Source organism: Brevundimonas sp., from assembly GCF_052436175.1.
Lineage (GTDB): Bacteria > Pseudomonadota > Alphaproteobacteria > Caulobacterales > Caulobacteraceae > Brevundimonas.
This window is the reverse complement of record NZ_JBQVNM010000024.1, coordinates 18,919-35,115: the sequence shown is the minus strand read 5'-3', so window position 1 is coordinate 35,115 and position 16,197 is coordinate 18,919. Positions and strand designations below refer to the sequence as shown.

Here is a 16,197-nt window from a genome sequence, read left to right as displayed (position 1 = left end):
GCCCTCGCCTCCGCCCGCGCCCGGCCCATCGCCGCGCGTCAGGCGGCCGAGGAGGCGCGGCTGGGTCTGGAGGCCCTGCTCGGCCTCAACCCCGGCGCCCTGACCGCCGCCCTCACCCAGCCGACCACGGCCGCCTTCGAGACCCCCGCCGTCCGCGCCCTGTCGGCCCCCGCCGCTGTCCTCGCCCGCCGCCCGGACCTGCGCGCCGCAGAACTTCAGCTCTGGGCCGCCGGGGCCGAGGCGCGGGCAGCACGACGTGACTTCTGGCCGACCCTGTCGCTGAGCGCGGCCCTGGGCGGGCAGGCGGTCGATCCCGAGACGCCCTTCACGGCCTCCGGCTTCCTCAGCCAGATCGCGGGCGGCCTGACCGCGCCTCTGTTCATCTTCGGCCGGCTGGAGAGCGCGCGCGACGCCGCTGACGCTCGCCGCACCCAGGCCGAGATCGCCTACCGCCAGGCCGCCATGGACGCCCTGTCGGAGGTCGAGACCGCGCTCGCCGCCCTCGCGTCAGCCGAAGCGCGGGCCGGGACGCTGGCGGACGCCTCGGATGCCGCTGAGGATCAGGTGAGGCTGGCGACCGGGAGGTACAGGGCCGGGGTTTCGCCCTTTCTCGAGGTGCTGACCGCGCGCAGGGCGGCGGCGGACGCCATGGCCGAACACGCTGCGGCCCAAGGCGAGGCTCTCATCGCCTACGCGCGTCTGAACGCCGCGACCGGTCTGGGCGGTCGGGTCTAGCCCAGGGGCGGGCGTCGTTCAGCGGCGACGGCGGCTGTCGCCCGAGAGCGTGCCGAAAGCGCCACTTGAAAACTCAGCGCGCCCTTCCGACGAGGACGTCGGGGGCCGTCGCGGTGAAGCGGCGGCCCCCGATCATTCCTACGCGGCCAGGGACGTCGTCCAGTCGACCTGCTGGCCCTGGGCGGCGTAGGCTGACAACTGGCGGCTGATCATGGCCTCGATCGCCGCACTCAGCTCTTTTGAGCTCAGGGCCTCGTCGCCGTCGGCGTCGTATGCGGCGAAGGTTTCGGCGGCCCCATCCTCGTCCGTCTCGCCGAGCGCGGAAAGGATTTCGTCCAGGCTCAGCGAGCCGCCGCTGTCCGTATCGGCGGCGCTCATAAGCATCGAGGCGATGTCGGATCCGGAGGGCGGCGGGGGCGGCCCGTTCGTCTCGAACATGGCCTTCAATCCGCTGTCGAGTTCCGTGCCGGTGACCTTGCCGTCTCCGTCGGCGTCGATCTCGCCGAAGGTTTGAGCCAGGCTAGCAGCATCGGTGTTCAAGGAGGCGGCGAGCTCCTCGATGCTGATCGCGCTGTCCCCATCGGTATCGACCTCGCCGACGAGCCGGTCGCCCGGCGTGGAGCCCGCTTCCTGAGAGCCCAGGAGGGAGGCCATTGTGCCGGTGTTGAAACCTCCGCCGTTCAGGCTGGCGGGCGGCGGTCCCGAAAACATGGCCAGGGAGGACGATCTGGATGGGGTGCTGGGCAGGGTTTGCCCGGCGCCGGTCTCAGCCGCGGGTTGGAAAAGATCGCGCAGGGCTTGCAGGCCCATGCCCGAAACGGCGGAAGAAGCGGAGGATATCTGCATGATGGTTCCCCTTTGTGCAGAACGTCGATGTCCCGCCGCCCGAATGGCCGGCGTCCCGACGGGCGAAAGGCTGCAATACCCGGGCCGAGCGACGAAAAATAGTCTAGCGAAATCAAGTGTTTCAAGGTTGAAACATTGGCACGTCGTCCGGCCATCAATCCGCCTCGCGCGCTCAACATGACTCCTGCGTCTCCGGCGCGCGACCAGGCCTTGGCGGAGACTGCGGCGGTGGGGCGACCGGGGGCATGACATGATCGACGGCCATTTGCTCGACAGCCCGCCGAACATCCTGGTGGTCGACGATGATCCGGGCGTGCGGCATGAGCTGGGCGCCTATATCGCCGAGCAGGGCTACCGGGTGTTCAGCGCGGGCGACGCGGTCGAGATGGACCGTGTGATCGAGGACCACGACATTCATGTCGTCCTGCTCGACATCATGATGCCGGGCGAGGACGGGCTGTCGGTCTGCCTGCGGCTGAGCGCCAATCCCCGGCTGCAGATCATCATGCTGAGCGCCAAGGGCACCGACGTGGACCGCATCATAGGTCTGGAGCTTGGCGCGGACGACTATCTACCCAAGCCGTTCAACCCGCGCGAACTGCTGGCCCATATCCGGGCGCTGCTGCGACGGCGGACCCATTCGCTCGAGGATCCGAACAAGCCCCGCGACCACTGCTTCCTGGGCTGGAGGGTGAGGCGTGCGCGCCACCAGCTGTTCACGCCGGAGGGCGTTCTCGTGCCCCTGTCGATGGGCGAGTTCCAGCTGCTGATGAGCTTCATCGACCATCCACGCGAGATCCTGACGCGGGCCAGGCTGAGGGCGGTGCTGGAGCTCGAGGACAAACCCTACTCCAGCCGCGTCGTGGACACCCTGATCTGCCGGCTGCGCAAGAAGCTTGAACTGGGCGCCAACGGGCAGGAGATCATCGTCACGATCCGCTCGGAAGGCTATCTGTTCAACGCTGCCGTGGTCCGCCAGTGATCCGCGGCAGACGCCCGCGGATACCGACGACCCTGCTGGCCCGTCTGGTCGGGCTTCTGGCGGTGACGCTTCTGGCCGCCCAGATCGTCGGCGGGGTCCTGTTCTTTTCGTTGACGCCGCCGCCCGGTCCGATGGTCGTCCATGTCAGCGAGATCGCCGAGGCGCTGGCGACCGCCCGGTCTTCGTCTGACGCCCGTCGGGAGGCGTTTCAGCCGGGGCTGGCGCGTTTGCGGGTCGCGGACATGGAGCCCCTCCTGGCCGATCGGCTCGGCGTCGCTGCCGAGGACGTCCGCCTCTGGCAGGAAGGGCCCATGATCGTGCCCGTGGCTCTCCGGGATCGGACCCGCATCGATCCGGTGCTGGTGGGGGGCTACCGGGCCGCCGTTCGTGTCGACGGGAAATGGGTGGGAGCGCGCGAGCAGATGCACGATCCCTCCCAGATGCTCGGCAGGATGGGGCTGTGGCTGGTCGTCAGCCTGGTCTGCATAGCGCCCGTCGCCGCCTTTCTCGGAGCTCGGCTGACCTACCCGATCACCGCCTTCGCCGAGGCGGCCGACAGGTTGGGCCACGATCCCTACGCTCCTCCGATGAAGCAGGCCGGTCCAGCCGAGGTGGTCCTGGCGATCAAGGCGTTCAACGACATGCAGGGCCGGCTGCGCGCCTACATCGACGACCGGGTCCGGATGGTGGGCGCCATCGCCCATGACCTGCGCACGCCCCTGACGCGTCTGCGGCTTCAGCTGGAGGGCCTGTCGCCTGCCGCGCGCGCACGGGCCGAGGCCGAGATCGAGCGGATGAACCGGATGGTCGAGGGGGCTCTGGTGTTCGTCAAGGACGCGGCGACACCGCCCGAGCGCATACCCCTGCATCTGTTGTCATTGGTGGCGGCGGTCGTCGACGACATGTCCCTGGCCGGCGCAGATGTGGTCGTGGAGGGCGCGGCCGATCCGGTCGTGCTGGCGGATGAGGGCGCCCTTCGCCGGGTCGTCGGCAATCTTGTCGACAACGGCCTGACCTACGGCGGATGCGTCGTCTGCCGCGTCGAGGTGGAGAGCGGCTGGGCGATCCTGAAGGTCGACGACCCTGGCCCGGGGCTGGAGGAGGCGGACCTCGAGCGCGTGTTCGAACCCTATGTGAGATTGGGGCAGGACGCGTCGGGGATCGGCCTCGGTCTTTCGATCGTGCGGAGCATCGTGCGGGCCCACGGCGGAGGCGTTTCGCTCCAGAATCTCGCGCCGCAGGGGCTTCGCGCCCTGGTCCGCCTCCCGCTTGCCGGAGGCGGCCTCGGCGACTGACGGCCGACGGAACCGAACTGTGCCGGACTCGAAACAAACCCAACCTAGAAACGCCATCCGGCTTGCCCATGCGTCGTCTTCGACATCGGACGAACGGGAACGCCTCAAACATGCTCGCCAGATATGCCTTGGCCTTTACAGCCGCGCCCCTTCTGGTCGCAGCAGGGGCTCAGGCCCAGGTCGTCGTATCGACGACCCGCACGAGCCCCATCCTGACGTCGAATGCGGCCGGCTCAGAGGCCGCCGACATCCGCATCACGGAGGACGGCGCCATCGAGCTGACCTCCGGGACGGCGATCACGGGCGATTCCGACAACGACATCACGCTGGAGGAAGGCTCCTACATCCAGATCGACGAGGCCGAAGACGGCGCCACCGGCGTTCTTCTGAGAGGCGGCCAGACCGGGGACCTGTCGATCGACGGCGCGATCTCCATCACCGACGATCAGGACGGCAATGAAGACGACGATGAGGACGGCGATACGGATGGTCCCTATGCGGTCGGCCGTGACCGATACGGCGTCAGGGTCACGGGCGACGGCGCACGGATCGGGGATATCAAGATCGAGGATGCGGGCTCTGTTTATGTCGAGGGCAACGCCTCCTCGGGCCTTTCGCTGGAAACGGATCTGATCGGGAATATCGATCTGCTCGGCGCCGTTTCGGTTGTCGGGGACGACACCTTCGGGGTCCGCCTCACGGGGAATGTGAACGGGCGCGTCCTGCTGAGCGGCTCGTCCGTCTCGGCAAACGGCGAGAATGCCGTCGGCGTGTCGGTGGAGGGCGATGTCTCGGGTCGGCTGCAGATCCAGTCGAGCATCAGCACCAACGGGTTCCGCTACACCACGGCGCCGACCTCGCTCTCGGACCTCACGGAGGAGGAGCGGGAGGAGGTCGATCTGGCCGACGACACACTTTACCTCGAGGATCTTGACGCGGACGATCTGCTGAGGAGCGGCTCGGCCCTCGTGGTCGCGGGAGACGTGGCCGGGGGCATCCTTCTGGGATCGACGCCCGGCTATGCGGCAGGGGGCGGGGACGACGACGATGCCGACCGCGACGGCGTCGAAGACGGCCAGGAGGATGACGACGGCGACGGCGTCATCAATGAGGACGACGACGATCTGGATGGCGACGGCATTCTGGATGAGAACGAGGACACCGCATCGCTCACGACCTACGGCGGCGCGCCGGCGCTGGTGATCGGATCACAGACGTCGGACGTAAGGATCGGCGCGGTCGGGACGGGCGATGACGCCTACGGCCTCATCAACGAAGGGTCGATTGCGGCGGTCGGGGTCTATGACGACATTGACGTGACCGGGCTGCAGATTGGCGTGAGCGGAGGCGGTCGCGTCGTTGTGGCCGGCGGCGTCCGCAATGACGGCGCCATCTCGGCGTCCGCGTCCGAGGGATCGAGCACGGCCCTGGCCATCGGCGCAGGGGCCAGCGTGCCAGCCCTTGTGAATACCGGAACCGTGCAGGCCGTCACCACCAGCGAGGGGCGCGACCGGGCGACGGCCCTCCAGATCGACGAGGGCGGCTCCCTGACGTCCATGACCAATTCGGGCGTGATCGCCAGCGTGGTCTATGGCGAGGCCGGCGACGCTATCGCCGTGCTTGACCGATCCGGTCAGCTGTCGACGATCGAGAACTCGGGGTCGATCTATGGAACCCTGTCGGCCACCGACAACATCAACGACACCGACGACGACAACGAGGACGCCGCAGACGAGGTCACAACGGGGCGCCAGATCGCTCTGGACCTGTCGGCCAACGTCACGGGCGTACGCCTCATCCAGACGGCGTCCTCGAATCAGAGATTGACGGACAGCGACGGCGACGACGTCTTCGACGACGAGGATCCCGACGACGACGACGACGGCGTTCCTGACGCGGAGGATGACGACGACAACGACGACGACAACGACGGCGTTTACGACTACGAGGAACCGCTCATCTCCGGAGAAATCCTGCTGGGATCCGGAGCGGACCTCATCGATCTGCGCAACGGAACCATACAGGGAGACGTCTCCTTCGGGGACGGCGCCGACCGGCTCGCGATCAGTGGAACCGCCGCCTATCGAGGCGTGATCTCGGACAGCGACGGCCGCCTGGATATCGCCGTGGAGAATGGCACGCTCGATGCGCGCCAGGCGTCCGCGACGACCGTCTCCTCCCTGTCCGTTGGAGACGGCGGTCAACTGATTGTCTCGATCGATCCGGCGACGCGGACATCCGGCGGCTTCGCCGTTACGGGGGCGGCCTCGTTCGCCGACAAGGCGTCGCTCGGAGTGCGCCTGACCTCGCTGATTCAGGAAAGCGCGCGCTTCTCCATCGTGACGGCGAACAGCCTGGACTATGGGGACGTGTCGGGTCGCCTGGCGGAAGAGACTGCGCCCTACCTGGTGGTGGCGTCATTCTCGGTCGATCGGGATCTCAATGCGGTCAATGTGGACGTGCGGCGCCGGACCGCGGCCGAGATCGGCTTCTCCGGGGTCGAGACGGCGGCCTATGACGCCTTCTACGCGGCCCTGGATCGCGACGACGATGTTCTCGACGCCTTTCTGGCCACCGAGACGAGAGCGGACTTCATCAACCTTTACGAGCAGACGCTGCCGGATCATTCGGGGGGGACGCTCCAGTCGCTCGCCAATGGCGTGGATGCGGTGACGCGCGCCCTGGCCGGCCGCAACGCCGTCCTGGCGCCCGGCGAAGTCAGCGGCTGGGCCCAGGAGATCAACTTCTACGCCGACAAGGACCGGACCGAGACCTATGGCTTTCGCGCGGACGGGTTCGGGGTGGCGGGCGGCTACGAGACCATGACGTCGGGCGGTGTCGTGGGCGCCTCGTTCGCCGTGACCTCGTCGGACCTCGAGGATCCCGAATCCGAGGCGGAAGAGGTCTTGTCCGCCACCCTCGTCGAACTCGGCCTGTACTGGAGGGCCCAGGGCCGAGGCTGGTCGACGTGGGCGCGCGCCGCCGCCGGATATGCCACGTTCAGTTCTGTTCGGACCCTCGTGGACGATAGCATCAACATACAGAACGAGGCGGACTGGGACGGGTTCACCCTCTCAGCCGCAGCCGGAGCATCCTACGAACGCCGGTTTGGTCGCTTCAGTGTCAGGCCGGAGGTCTATGCCGAAGTCTTCGCCCTGACGGAAAGCGACCGCGTGGAGACCGGCGGAGGGGACAGTTTCGATCTGGAGATCGACGGTCGGGATGGATCGCTGGCGAATGCCGTGGCTGTGCTCAACCTGGGCTACGGGTTCGGCGAAGACGGATGGCTGCGACCCGAGCTTCGGCTCGGCTGGAAGCAGACCCTCGCCTATGACGCCGGAGAGACCGTCGCCCGCTATGCAAGCGGCGGATCGTCCTTCAGCCTCACGAGCGATGCGGTCACGGGCGGCGGGCCGACCCTCGGGTTTGGGCTGACCATCGGGAACACGATGGGCCGGCTTATGGTCTCGGGAGACGCGCAGTTGCTGGAGGATATGGTTCGCTACAGCCTGCTTCTCAGGGCCAGCTTCCGCTTTTGAAGGCGGCGCGCCTGCGCAGCGCGGCTCCATGGCGCGGCCCCTGCACCCGGTCGGTTGTCGTCGTCAGGAACCTTGGCCGATCGCCCGTCGTTCCGCCGCCATGAAACGCCTTGTTCCCGTGGTTCTGCTTGCCGGAATCGCCCTTGTCTTGACCGCCTGCGCCACCTTCCAGCGGGGCCCTGTCGGCAATACGGCCGTCCCCCAGCCCGCCAGGTCGGTCGATCTGACGCGGTACGCCGGTCGCTGGTACGAGATCGGGCGATATGAGGCCGGCTTCCAGCGCGGGTGCGAGGCCGTCACCGCGACCTACGCCCTGCGCGACGACGGCCTGGTCGGGGTGGTCAACACCTGTCGCCAGGACGGACTGAACGGCGAGCTGCGGACGGTCGAAGGCAGGGCCAAGGTGGTCGAGGGCAGCGGCGGCGCCAAGCTGAAGGTGTCCTTCTTCGGGCCCTTCTACCTCGGCGACTACTGGGTGCTGGATCACGCCGAAGACTATTCGTGGTCGATCGTGGGCGAGCCGTCGGGCCGTTATCTGTGGCTGTTGTCGCGTGCGCCCCGACCGTCGCCCCAGGTCCGTGAGACGATCATGAACCGGGCGAGCGCCCTGGGCTACGACCTCTCGATCCTGCGTCCGACACAGCAGCCGGAATCCTGACGGCCCGGCTTCCCGGCGCCGGTCTATTCCGGCATGGTGAGGCGGGGAGAGCCATGCGTTATCTGATCACGGGATCGGCCGGTTTCATCGGCTTTCATCTGGCGCGGCGCCTGCTGGAGGCGGGCCATGTGGTGGCCGGATACGACAGCTTCTCGGCCTATTATGATCCGTCGCTGAAAGAGGCGCGGAATGCGGCGCTTGAGGCGTTCCCGGGGTTCTCCGTGCACCGGGCGGCGCTTGAGGACGCGGAGGCGCTCGGCGAAGCCTGGAGCGCGGCGCGGCCGGATGTGGTGATCCATCTCGCGGCCCAGGCGGGGGTTCGCTACAGCATCGACCATCCCGAGACCTATGTTTCGGCCAATCTGGTGGGGACGGCGACCGTGCTGGAGGCCGCGCGGCGGGCGCCGCCGTCTCACCTGCTGCTGGCCTCGACCAGTTCGGCCTATGGCGCCAACACCACCATGCCGTTCCGGGAGACGGACGTCGCGGTCCATCCCATGACCCTCTATGCGGCGACCAAGGCGTCGAACGAGCTGATGGCGCATTCCTACGCCCATCTGTTCGGCACGCCGACGACGGCCTTCCGCTTCTTCACCGTCTATGGGCCGTGGGGACGGCCGGACATGGCCCTGTTCAAGTTCACCCGGGCCATGTTCGACCAACAGGCGATCGAGATCTACGGCGAGGGTCGGATGTCGCGGGACTTCACCTTCATCGACGATCTGGTGGAGGCCATCGTGCGGCTGGCCGACCGGCCCCCACCGCACCCGGACGCCAGGGAGGGCATGGCCGTCATACCTGACGACACCCTTTCGCCCGTGGCGCCCTATCGGCTGGTCAATATCGGCGGAGGGTCGCCGAGCGGCCTGATGGCCTATGTGGCGGCGCTCGAGAGCGCGCTGGGCATGGAGGCCAGGAAGACCTTCCTGCCGATGCAGGACGGCGACGTGCCGGCCACCTGGGCCTCGGCCGAACTGCTGGAGGCCCTGACCGGTTATCGGCCCTCGACCCCGGTGTCGGAGGGGGTGGCGCGGTTCGTGGACTGGTACCGCGACTACTACGGCGTCTGAAACGAAAAAGGCCCGACGCGCCGGAGCGGTCGGGCCATTGTCTCGGTGTGGACCGACAGATCAGCCGAGAGCGGCCATCAGTTCCGGCACGACCGTCTTGTAATCGCCGACGATGCCGTAGTCTGCGACCTGGAAGTTCGGGGCGTCGGGATCCTTGTTGATGGCGACGATGACCTTGGAGTCCTTCATGCCCGCCAGATGCTGGATGGCGCCCGAGATGCCGACGGCGATATAGAGGCCCGGCGCGACCACCTTGCCGGTCTGGCCGACCTGATAGTCGTTCGGTGCATAGCCGGCGTCCACGGCGGCGCGCGAGGCGCCCACGGCGGCGCCCAGCTTGTCGGCCAGGGGCTCGATCACCGCGTGGAACTCCTCGGCCGAGCCGAGGGCGCGACCGCCTGAGACGACGATCTTGGCGGCGCCCAGTTCGGGGCGGTCTGACTTGACCATCTCCTCGCCGACGAAGGCCGCCTTGCCGGCGTCCGAACCGGCGACGCTCTCGATCGGGGCGGAACCGCCTTCTGCCGCCGGGGCGAAGCTGGTGGCGCGGACGGTGATGACCTTCTTGGCGTCCGAGGACTGGACGGTCTCCAGCGCGTTACCGGCGTAGATGGGGCGGACAAAGGTGTCGGCGGAGACGACCTCGACGATGTCCGAGATCGGGGCGACGTCCAGCTTGGCGGCGATGCGCGGCATGAAGTTCTTGCCGTCCATGGTGGCCGGCGAGAGGATGGCGTCGTAGCCGCCGGCCAGACCGACGACGGTCGCGGTCACGGCCTCGGCCAGCTGGTGGCCCAGCTCGCCGCTTTCGGCCAGGAGGACCTTGCGGACCCCGGCGATCTTGGCGGCGCTGTCGGCGGCGGCCTTGGCGCCCGAGCCGACGACCAGAACATCGACGTCCGAGCCCAGGGCCAGGGCGGCGGTCACGGTCTTGTGGGTGCTGTCGCGGACGGTCGAACCGTCGTGATCGGCGATGACGAGGACGGCCATTTACAGGGCTCCTGCGGTCTTGAGTTTGGAGACGAGTTCGGCGGCGTCGGCCACCTTGATCCCGGCGGAACGGACCGGCGGGGCCGTGACCTTCACGACCTTCAGCCGGTCGGCGACATCGACGCCGTAGTCGGCGACCGCCTTCATGGCGATCTCCTTCTTCTTGGCCTTCATGATGTTGGGCAGGGAGGCGTAGCGCGGGGTGTTGAGGCGCAGGTCCACGGTGACCACGGCCGGCAGGGGCGCCGACAGGGTCTGGTTTCCGCCGTCGACTTCACGGGTGACCTTGGCCGAACCGTCGGCGATCTCGATCTTCGCGGCGAAGGTGGCCTGGGGCCAGTCGAGCAGGGCGGCCAGCATTTGACCCACGGCGTTGTTGTCGCCGTCGATCGACTGTTTGCCCATCAAGACCAGATCGGGCTTTTCCTCATCGACCACGGCCTTCAGCAGCTTGGCGACGGCCAGGGGTTCGAGGTCGGCGTCAGACTGGATCAGGACGCCGCGATCGGCGCCCATGGCCAAGGCGGTGCGGATGGTTTCCTGGGCCTGGGTCACGCCGATGGAGACGACGACGATCTCGGTCGCCGTGCCCGCCGCGTGATGCTCCTTGCCCTCTTTCAGCCGAACGGCTTCTTCGACGGCGATCTCGTCGAAGGGGTTCATGCTCATTTTCACATTGGCAAGATCGACGCCGGTCTGGTCCGCCTTCACGCGGGCCTTGACGTTGTAGTCGATCACCCGTTTGACGGGGACGAGAACTTTCATGGTGTGATCCATACCTTCGCCGAAATCTGGGTGCAGGCAATGGAACGGGCTGGATCGCCTGTCAACGTAACGTAACGTGAACCTGACCCTCCGAAGGGGTCGAGCCGGAGCCGCAGATGAACCGATACCTGAGCATGAAGCGGCTGGGCATCCTGTTTATCGGCCTGTTCGCGATCCTCACCACCGGCACCCTGACCTTCCAGCATTTCTGGATGGCGGGAGAACGCAAATGCGCCGCCGAGGGCCAGTGGTATTTCGCCGAGGAGAAACGCTGCGTGACGCCAATCTACATTCCGCGCATCACCGGCCGCCCGGCCGGGGTCAGCCGGCGAGAGGCGTCCGAGGCCAACATACGCGACGTGGTCAAGGCCGAGGACGAGGCGGCTCGCCGTCAGGCCGCCGCCGCCGCCGATGCGGCCGCTCAGCGTCAGGTTCTGGACAAGACCCGTCCGGCCATCTGAAGCCTTTCAGGCCAGAAGATCGCCCTGGTCGGGGTGTCGCCGGAACCAGGCGACGGCGTAGCCGCAGATGGGGGTCAGGCTCAGCCCCTCGGCGCGGGCGTGGTCGGCCAGATGCTGCATGAACCGTCCGGCGGCGCCGGAGCCGCGCAGGGCGTCCTCGGCCTCGACGTGCAGCAGGGCGCGGCGTTTGCCTTGGGCGGCGTAGTCGGCCCAGACGGCGTGTTCGGACCTGTCGGCCGTCTCGAATTCCTCGATGAAGCGCCGGGCCTCGGGTTCGTCGCGGAACGCGCCCATGGTCAGGGCGCCTTGTCGGAGATCAGGTTGATCAACCCCAGGACGGATTTGATCGTGAACCAGACGTGCAGGATGAACAGCCCCAGAAGGCAGATCAGGCCTAGGGGAAAAAGGATCACGGTGAGGAAGCTGACGAGAGCGACGATCCACAACCCGATCGTCCACCAGACCACGGACCAGAACAGGCGGATCTGTTCGTCGATATGGGCGCGCGACACGCCGGTGGCCGAATCCCGCCCGGCATAGGCGACGATCAGGCCGACGATCACCAGCAGGTTGGCGCTGGGAATCGACAGGATGTAGAGGCCCCAGGCGATCAGGGCGGCGGGCTTGCCGTGGCTGTCGCCGTGCAGCACCGGGCCGGATGGCGTATCGAGGCGAGGCGGCAGGTCGGTCATCGGCTCGGATCCTTGTTCGTCAGCGGGCGGCGATCAGCCATTGGTTCGGCCGGGCGATCGGCTCGCCTCGCGCCAGAAGCCTCAGCCCCCAGGCGCCGCGCAGCAGCATCCAAACCGCGACGAAGAACAACACAAAGACGCCGAGGTTCACCGCAATGAGCACGACGCCCACAACCGCCGCGATCGCCGCGATCCACAGGGTGCGTTTCTGGAACTCGAAATGGCTGCGGGCCAGGGCCTGATCGGGACGCGGGCGCACCGTCACCGCGGCCAGGGCCACAGCGGCGGCGACGCCCAGCGTCGGTACGGCGAACAGGATCAGGGCGTAGACGGCGAACAGGCCCATGGCGCCTTCGACGCCCTCGAACCGGGGCGGCTTGACCGCGGGCGCCCGGCCGAAATCCGCCCTGGGTTCGCCTGCGGACGCCGGAGCGGCGGGCGGGATGGAGACGCCATCATCGTCGGGCCAGACGGGCGTCGACGCCGTCGGGCTCAAGGCCGCGCTCGACGACGGAGCGTGCCGCGCCCGCAGGGCCGCGATCCGGTTGATCGGGGGGTCGAACAATCCGGCCTGTTCAGGATCGCCATCCGAGCTTGCGGTGACCGGACCCGAGGGCTCGGAAGTGCGTCTCGTGGAGGCCAGCGACGCCGCCGAGGTGAAGCCGATCAGGTCGTCGTGGTCGGGGTCTGACGACAGGGGCGGATCGCCGGGTTCGGCCATCAGGAAAATACTCCGGACGGTCCCTTTCGGGACCACGTCCTGCTGCAATGCTCGGAGCCCGACAATGGCGGGGCGGGGCGAGGAGCGCAACCGTCGCGGGCCGCTCAACGCGCCAGAACGACCTCACATCCCGCCGCCTTGGCGGCCTCGAGGGCGGTCGGCTTCTCGACCCGGACCGTGACGCGGCGCACCCGGGCGTCATCGAGACAGGCGACCGCCAGGCGTTCGGCGAACTTTTCGACCAGACCGACATGGCCATCGGCGACGATGGCGCGGGCGGCGGCGGCGACGTCTTCGTAGTTCACGGTGTCGGCCAGGCTCTCGACCACGGCCGGAGCGAGTTCGAGCGTCACGTCGATGATCAGGGGCTGCAGACGGCCGTGTTCGTGGTCATAGACGCCGATCCCGGCCTGGATTTCCAGGCCGTGCACGAAGACGGTCAGACCCTCGACGCGCAGGTCGGCGATGGCGGTTGATCCTGTCGCGCCGCCGTCCATCAGCCCGCTCCGCAGGGCGCGTCGCCGCCAAGATCGTTGATGGTCTCGTCGGCGCGGTCGATCCAGCTTCCGGCCATCCAGGCGCGTTCGCCGGGCGACAGGGTCTCGCCGATCGAGACCGCATTGGTCGGGGTCTCTTCGAGGGTCAGGGCGACGCAGCGGAAGGCGGATTGTTCGTCGCTCAGGATGGCGTCCAGCTTGCGGCGCAGGGCGACAGCCAGGGCCTCGCTGGTCGGATCGCCCTCGAACACCATCAGGCGAGAGGCGCGGGCGGGCTCTTCCCTCAGGAACCACTTCAGCAGAGGGTCGGCCGCATTCAGCTGGAAGGCGTGGTCCACGGCCCGGTCGATGAAGCCGTGCCAGCGGGTCTTCAGCCGCTCGAACGAGGCGACGTAGTTGGAGCCGCCGAAATCCATCTCCCGGTCGGTGCGCAGGGCGACATGGACGAACTCGTTGTGGCCGTGCGGCACGACGCATTTCGACGCCGCATCGGCCAGCAACCGGTGCGCCATCGAGAATCGGCGGGTGAAACGGATGTCAGGCACGGGTCGGGAACTCGGTGAGGGCTCCGCCGGACGGAGCGCGGCGCATCAACACCCGCTCGACGGCGAAGTAAAGGCGGCTCACCTTCATACCCCGTCGAAGGCCACGTCGCGGGCGCGGCGGACCAGGCTCTCGCCGCCGTCCACCGCCAGGATCCGTCCGGTCAGGGAGGGGGTGTCGAGGATGTAGCGGATCGTCCGGGCCAAATCGTCCAGGGTCGGGCCGAGGCCCAGCGGGGTGTCCACCCAGGCGCGCTCGAAATCGTCCTGGGTCTGGGCGCCCGAGGGCAGGAGCAGGCCGGGCGCGACCCCCATGACCCGGATGCGTGGGGCCAGAGCCAGGGCCATCGTCTGCGTCAGCCCCGCCAGACCGATCTTGCCCGCCGTATAGGAGAAGAAGTCCGGATTGGGGGCCAGAACCTTCTGATCGAGGATGTTGATGACGACGCCATGCCCGCCCGTTCCGAGGGCGCGGGCGAAATCGCGCGCCAGCATCACCGGGGCGGTCAGGTTGTCGGCGATATGGGCGTCCCAGTCCTGATCCGTCATCGTCTCGAGCGTGTCGTAGGCGAAGGTCGAGGCGTTGTTGACCAGCACGTCCAGCCGTCCGAACGCTGAGATGACGTCGGCGATCAGGGCTGTGCGTTCGGCGGAGACGGACAGGTCGGCGGCGAAGGTCTGGGCATCTCCGCCCGATGCGCGGATATCGGCGACCACCTGCTCGGCTTCTGTCGCGCCGCCGCGGTGATGTACGGCGACGCGGAGGCCGTCCGCAGCCAGCCGCCGAGCGAGGCCCGCCCCGACGCGGCGGGCGGCGCCGGTGATCAGGATGACGGGATGGTCGCTCACGGGCGCGGCCGGCGCCGCGTGACCTCGACGCCTGCGCCTGCGGTCTCGGCGAAGATGTCGGGTTTGAGGATGCGCACGCGACAGGCTGTGACGGCGGAGTCCTCGAAGATGAAGTCGGTCAGGCCGTCGATCAGGGTTTCCAGCAGATCGACATGCTCCCGGTCACGCCAGGACAGGATGTGATTGCGCACCCGGTCATAGTCGACATAGCCGGGAAGGGGAGACCCGTCGTGGGCCGTCGTCGGCACGGGCCAGTCGGACGTCATCTCGACATCGACGACCAGACGATTGGGGCGTTCGGGATGGCGCTCCCAGGGATGCAGGCCGCAGCGCACATCCACCTCGACGCCGATCAGCAGGGCGCGGGCGCTGTCGCGCGGCGCCTCGGAAACGGCCGGCGTCGAAAACCGGTCAGTCAATCCGGCCGAACTCGAACCAGTTGATGGCGCCGAGGACGGCGACGAAACCGAGGATGATGTAGAGAGCCAGCATGAAAACGATCCCTTGAACCATGCGGCTGATACCGGGCCGGACGCGCGGGTTCAAGCGCCGTCAGGCCGCGCCTTGCGGCATCAGGGCCGCGCGCACAGTGTCCGGCACCGGCGACGAGGCGCCCGTCGCCAGATCGACGTGGACATAGACCAGCTCGATCACGGCCCTGAGGTCTTCGGCGTCCGCGCCGTGCAGTTCGACCCGCTTGGTCATGCTGGAGGTTCCGATCCGATCGACCTTCATCCAGCCGTCGATCTCCTCGTCGGCCCGGATCGGCTTCTTGTAGGTGACGGCCGCATGAGCGACGTGGGCGTCGAAATGCAGCTCGCCGTTCTCGATCAGGCCGCAGTCGCGCAGGAACTCGGTCGTGACCAGGTCGGCGTATTCCAGATAGCGCGAGTTGAAGACCACGTTCTGCGGATCGACCTCGGCGTAGCGAACGCGGAAACGGTGGACGAAGGTGAAGTCGGAACGGGCCATGGCGGGATGCTAGGGGTGACTTGCGTCAGCGGTCAAACCGTAACGCTTCCGCATGCGTCGGGAGCCTGCCATCGTAGGCCATGGATTGGCGTCAACGCATCGAGCCCTTCACCCGGCCGCTGTTCTTTCTCGTCTCGCGCCTGACGCGCGGCATGACCCTGGGCGTGCGGGTTGTGGCGACCGATCCGCGAGGGCGGGTCATGCTGGTCAAGCACACCTATCTGGCCGGCTGGTGGCTGCCGGGCGGCGGGGTCGATCGGGGCGAGACCACGCCCGATGCGGCCGTGCGCGAACTGCGCGAGGAGACGGGCCTGGTCGCCACCACCCCGCCGCGGCTGGTCTCGATCCATTCCAACGAACGCTTCTTTCGCGGCGATCATGTGTTGGTCTTCGCCGTGAACGCCTTCACCGTCAGCCAGCGCACCAGCCATGGCGAGATCGCCGAGGTCGGCTGGTTCGACCCCGCCGACCTGCCGGACGACGCCCATCGCTCGACGCGGGCGCGGCTGGCGGAGATTTTCGGCGGGGCGCCCGTCGATCCGGCCTGGTGACGGGGCTGAGACGGGATTTCGGCGCGACGGCG

Annotated in this window: 19 protein-coding genes; 8 read left to right on the top strand and 11 right to left on the bottom strand. The window is 67.9% G+C overall.

All coding sequences use genetic code 11. From position 1 onward, the window contains the following. Positions 1-735, top strand: a 735-nt coding sequence (locus tag ACT6QK_RS07695; RefSeq protein WP_444597238.1) for a TolC family protein, incomplete at its 5' end; no start/stop codon positions are given. 138 nt (positions 736-873) lie between these two features. Here the strand turns inward: ACT6QK_RS07695 and ACT6QK_RS07690 are convergent. Further along, positions 874-1,581: an EF-hand domain-containing protein gene (locus ACT6QK_RS07690; RefSeq protein ID WP_444597237.1), complete on the bottom strand. Its 708-nt coding sequence runs from the start codon at positions 1,579-1,581 to the stop codon at positions 874-876. 250 nt (positions 1,582-1,831) lie between these two features. Between ACT6QK_RS07690 and ACT6QK_RS07685 the strand changes: the two genes are divergently transcribed. The 5 genes from ACT6QK_RS07685 (at position 1,832) to ACT6QK_RS07665 (ending at position 9,125) form a co-directional block, all read left to right on the top strand. Beyond that, positions 1,832-2,563 carry a response regulator gene (locus ACT6QK_RS07685; protein ID WP_444597236.1) on the top strand — a complete coding sequence of 244 codons (732 nt, stop codon included), beginning with the start codon at positions 1,832-1,834 and terminating at the stop codon, positions 2,561-2,563. Next, the gene (locus ACT6QK_RS07680; RefSeq protein ID WP_444597235.1) at positions 2,560-3,858 is read left to right on the top strand and encodes a sensor histidine kinase; all 1,299 of its coding nucleotides are present in this window, start codon (positions 2,560-2,562) and stop codon (positions 3,856-3,858) included. The genes ACT6QK_RS07685 and ACT6QK_RS07680 overlap by 4 nt, the downstream gene beginning before the upstream one ends. Positions 3,859-3,968: 110 nt before the next feature. Beyond that, complete coding sequence (locus ACT6QK_RS07675; RefSeq protein WP_444597234.1) at positions 3,969-7,397, top strand: autotransporter outer membrane beta-barrel domain-containing protein; 3,429 nt, start codon at positions 3,969-3,971, stop codon at positions 7,395-7,397. A gap of 148 nt (positions 7,398-7,545) precedes the next feature. After that, on the top strand, positions 7,546-8,055 hold the full coding sequence (locus ACT6QK_RS07670; protein WP_444597233.1) for a lipocalin family protein: 510 nt from the start codon (positions 7,546-7,548) through the stop codon (positions 8,053-8,055). Between the two features lie 53 nt (positions 8,056-8,108). Further along, positions 8,109-9,125 (top strand): NAD-dependent epimerase/dehydratase family protein, encoded by a 1,017-nt coding sequence (locus ACT6QK_RS07665; protein WP_444597232.1) that lies wholly within the window; start codon positions 8,109-8,111, stop codon positions 9,123-9,125. 60 nt (positions 9,126-9,185) lie between these two features. On the opposite strand, the gene ACT6QK_RS07660 is transcribed toward ACT6QK_RS07665, so the two are convergent. Continuing rightward, the gene (locus ACT6QK_RS07660; protein ID WP_444597231.1) at positions 9,186-10,115 is read right to left on the bottom strand and encodes an electron transfer flavoprotein subunit alpha/FixB family protein; all 930 of its coding nucleotides are present in this window, start codon (positions 10,113-10,115) and stop codon (positions 9,186-9,188) included. Continuing rightward, positions 10,116-10,880: an electron transfer flavoprotein subunit beta/FixA family protein gene (locus ACT6QK_RS07655; protein WP_444597230.1), complete on the bottom strand. Its 765-nt coding sequence runs from the start codon at positions 10,878-10,880 to the stop codon at positions 10,116-10,118. It abuts the gene before it with no gap. Between the two features lie 116 nt (positions 10,881-10,996). On the opposite strand from ACT6QK_RS07655, the gene ACT6QK_RS07650 reads away from it, so the two are divergent. Then, positions 10,997-11,341: a hypothetical protein gene (locus tag ACT6QK_RS07650; RefSeq protein WP_444597229.1), complete on the top strand. Its 345-nt coding sequence runs from the start codon at positions 10,997-10,999 to the stop codon at positions 11,339-11,341. A 6-nt stretch (positions 11,342-11,347) separates the two neighbouring features. On the opposite strand, the gene ACT6QK_RS07645 is transcribed toward ACT6QK_RS07650, so the two are convergent. The 8 genes from ACT6QK_RS07645 to ACT6QK_RS07610 form a co-directional block, all read right to left on the bottom strand. Then, entirely contained in the window at positions 11,348-11,635 is a 288-nt protein-coding gene (locus ACT6QK_RS07645) for a GNAT family N-acetyltransferase (protein ID WP_444597228.1), read from the bottom strand. A 2-nt stretch (positions 11,636-11,637) separates the two neighbouring features. Next, a complete protein-coding gene (locus ACT6QK_RS07640; protein ID WP_444597227.1) occupies positions 11,638-12,033 on the bottom strand; it encodes a hypothetical protein in 396 nt (131 codons plus the stop codon). Positions 12,034-12,052: 19 nt separating this feature from the next. Further along, entirely contained in the window at positions 12,053-12,754 is a 702-nt protein-coding gene (locus ACT6QK_RS07635) for a hypothetical protein (protein ID WP_444597226.1), read from the bottom strand. 104 nt (positions 12,755-12,858) lie between these two features. Further along, positions 12,859-13,251: a dihydroneopterin aldolase gene (gene folB / locus ACT6QK_RS07630; RefSeq protein ID WP_444597225.1), complete on the bottom strand. Its 393-nt coding sequence runs from the start codon at positions 13,249-13,251 to the stop codon at positions 12,859-12,861. Further along, the gene (locus ACT6QK_RS07625) at positions 13,251-13,796 is read right to left on the bottom strand and encodes a 6-pyruvoyl trahydropterin synthase family protein (protein WP_444597224.1); all 546 of its coding nucleotides are present in this window, start codon (positions 13,794-13,796) and stop codon (positions 13,251-13,253) included. Before ACT6QK_RS07625 ends, folB begins: the two co-directional genes overlap by 1 nt. A gap of 84 nt (positions 13,797-13,880) precedes the next feature. Then, positions 13,881-14,642: an SDR family oxidoreductase gene (locus ACT6QK_RS07620; RefSeq protein ID WP_444597223.1), complete on the bottom strand. Its 762-nt coding sequence runs from the start codon at positions 14,640-14,642 to the stop codon at positions 13,881-13,883. Next, complete coding sequence (locus ACT6QK_RS07615; protein WP_444597222.1) at positions 14,639-15,061, bottom strand: dihydroneopterin aldolase; 423 nt, start codon at positions 15,059-15,061, stop codon at positions 14,639-14,641. The genes ACT6QK_RS07620 and ACT6QK_RS07615 overlap by 4 nt, the downstream gene beginning before the upstream one ends. Before the next feature lie 133 nt (positions 15,062-15,194). Beyond that, positions 15,195-15,614, bottom strand: coding sequence for an acyl-CoA thioesterase (locus ACT6QK_RS07610; RefSeq protein WP_444597221.1), 420 nt, complete (start codon positions 15,612-15,614; stop codon positions 15,195-15,197). Between the two features lie 80 nt (positions 15,615-15,694). On the opposite strand from ACT6QK_RS07610, the gene ACT6QK_RS07605 reads away from it, so the two are divergent. Continuing rightward, positions 15,695-16,165, top strand: a complete 471-nt coding sequence (locus ACT6QK_RS07605) for an NUDIX domain-containing protein (RefSeq protein ID WP_444597220.1) — start codon at positions 15,695-15,697, stop codon at positions 16,163-16,165. The last annotated feature ends 32 nt before the right edge of the window (positions 16,166-16,197 follow it).

Coding starts and splice junctions, on each gene's coding strand:
- ACT6QK_RS07690 (WP_444597237.1), bottom strand. CDS start 1,581: ATGCAGATATCCTCCGCTTCTTCCGCCGTTTCGGGCATGGGCCTGCAA.
- ACT6QK_RS07685 (WP_444597236.1), top strand. CDS start 1,832: ATGATCGACGGCCATTTGCTCGACAGCCCGCCGAACATCCTGGTGGTC.
- ACT6QK_RS07675 (WP_444597234.1), top strand. CDS start 3,969: ATGCTCGCCAGATATGCCTTGGCCTTTACAGCCGCGCCCCTTCTGGTC.
- ACT6QK_RS07665 (WP_444597232.1), top strand. CDS start 8,109: ATGCGTTATCTGATCACGGGATCGGCCGGTTTCATCGGCTTTCATCTG.
- ACT6QK_RS07660 (WP_444597231.1), bottom strand. CDS start 10,115: ATGGCCGTCCTCGTCATCGCCGATCACGACGGTTCGACCGTCCGCGAC.
- ACT6QK_RS07655 (WP_444597230.1), bottom strand. CDS start 10,880: ATGAAAGTTCTCGTCCCCGTCAAACGGGTGATCGACTACAACGTCAAG.
- ACT6QK_RS07650 (WP_444597229.1), top strand. CDS start 10,997: ATGAACCGATACCTGAGCATGAAGCGGCTGGGCATCCTGTTTATCGGC.
- ACT6QK_RS07645 (WP_444597228.1), bottom strand. CDS start 11,635: ATGGGCGCGTTCCGCGACGAACCCGAGGCCCGGCGCTTCATCGAGGAA.
- ACT6QK_RS07640 (WP_444597227.1), bottom strand. CDS start 12,033: ATGACCGACCTGCCGCCTCGCCTCGATACGCCATCCGGCCCGGTGCTG.
- ACT6QK_RS07635 (WP_444597226.1), bottom strand. CDS start 12,754: ATGGCCGAACCCGGCGATCCGCCCCTGTCGTCAGACCCCGACCACGAC.
- folB (WP_444597225.1), bottom strand. CDS start 13,251: ATGGACGGCGGCGCGACAGGATCAACCGCCATCGCCGACCTGCGCGTC.
- ACT6QK_RS07610 (WP_444597221.1), bottom strand. CDS start 15,614: ATGGCCCGTTCCGACTTCACCTTCGTCCACCGTTTCCGCGTTCGCTAC.
- ACT6QK_RS07605 (WP_444597220.1), top strand. CDS start 15,695: ATGGATTGGCGTCAACGCATCGAGCCCTTCACCCGGCCGCTGTTCTTT.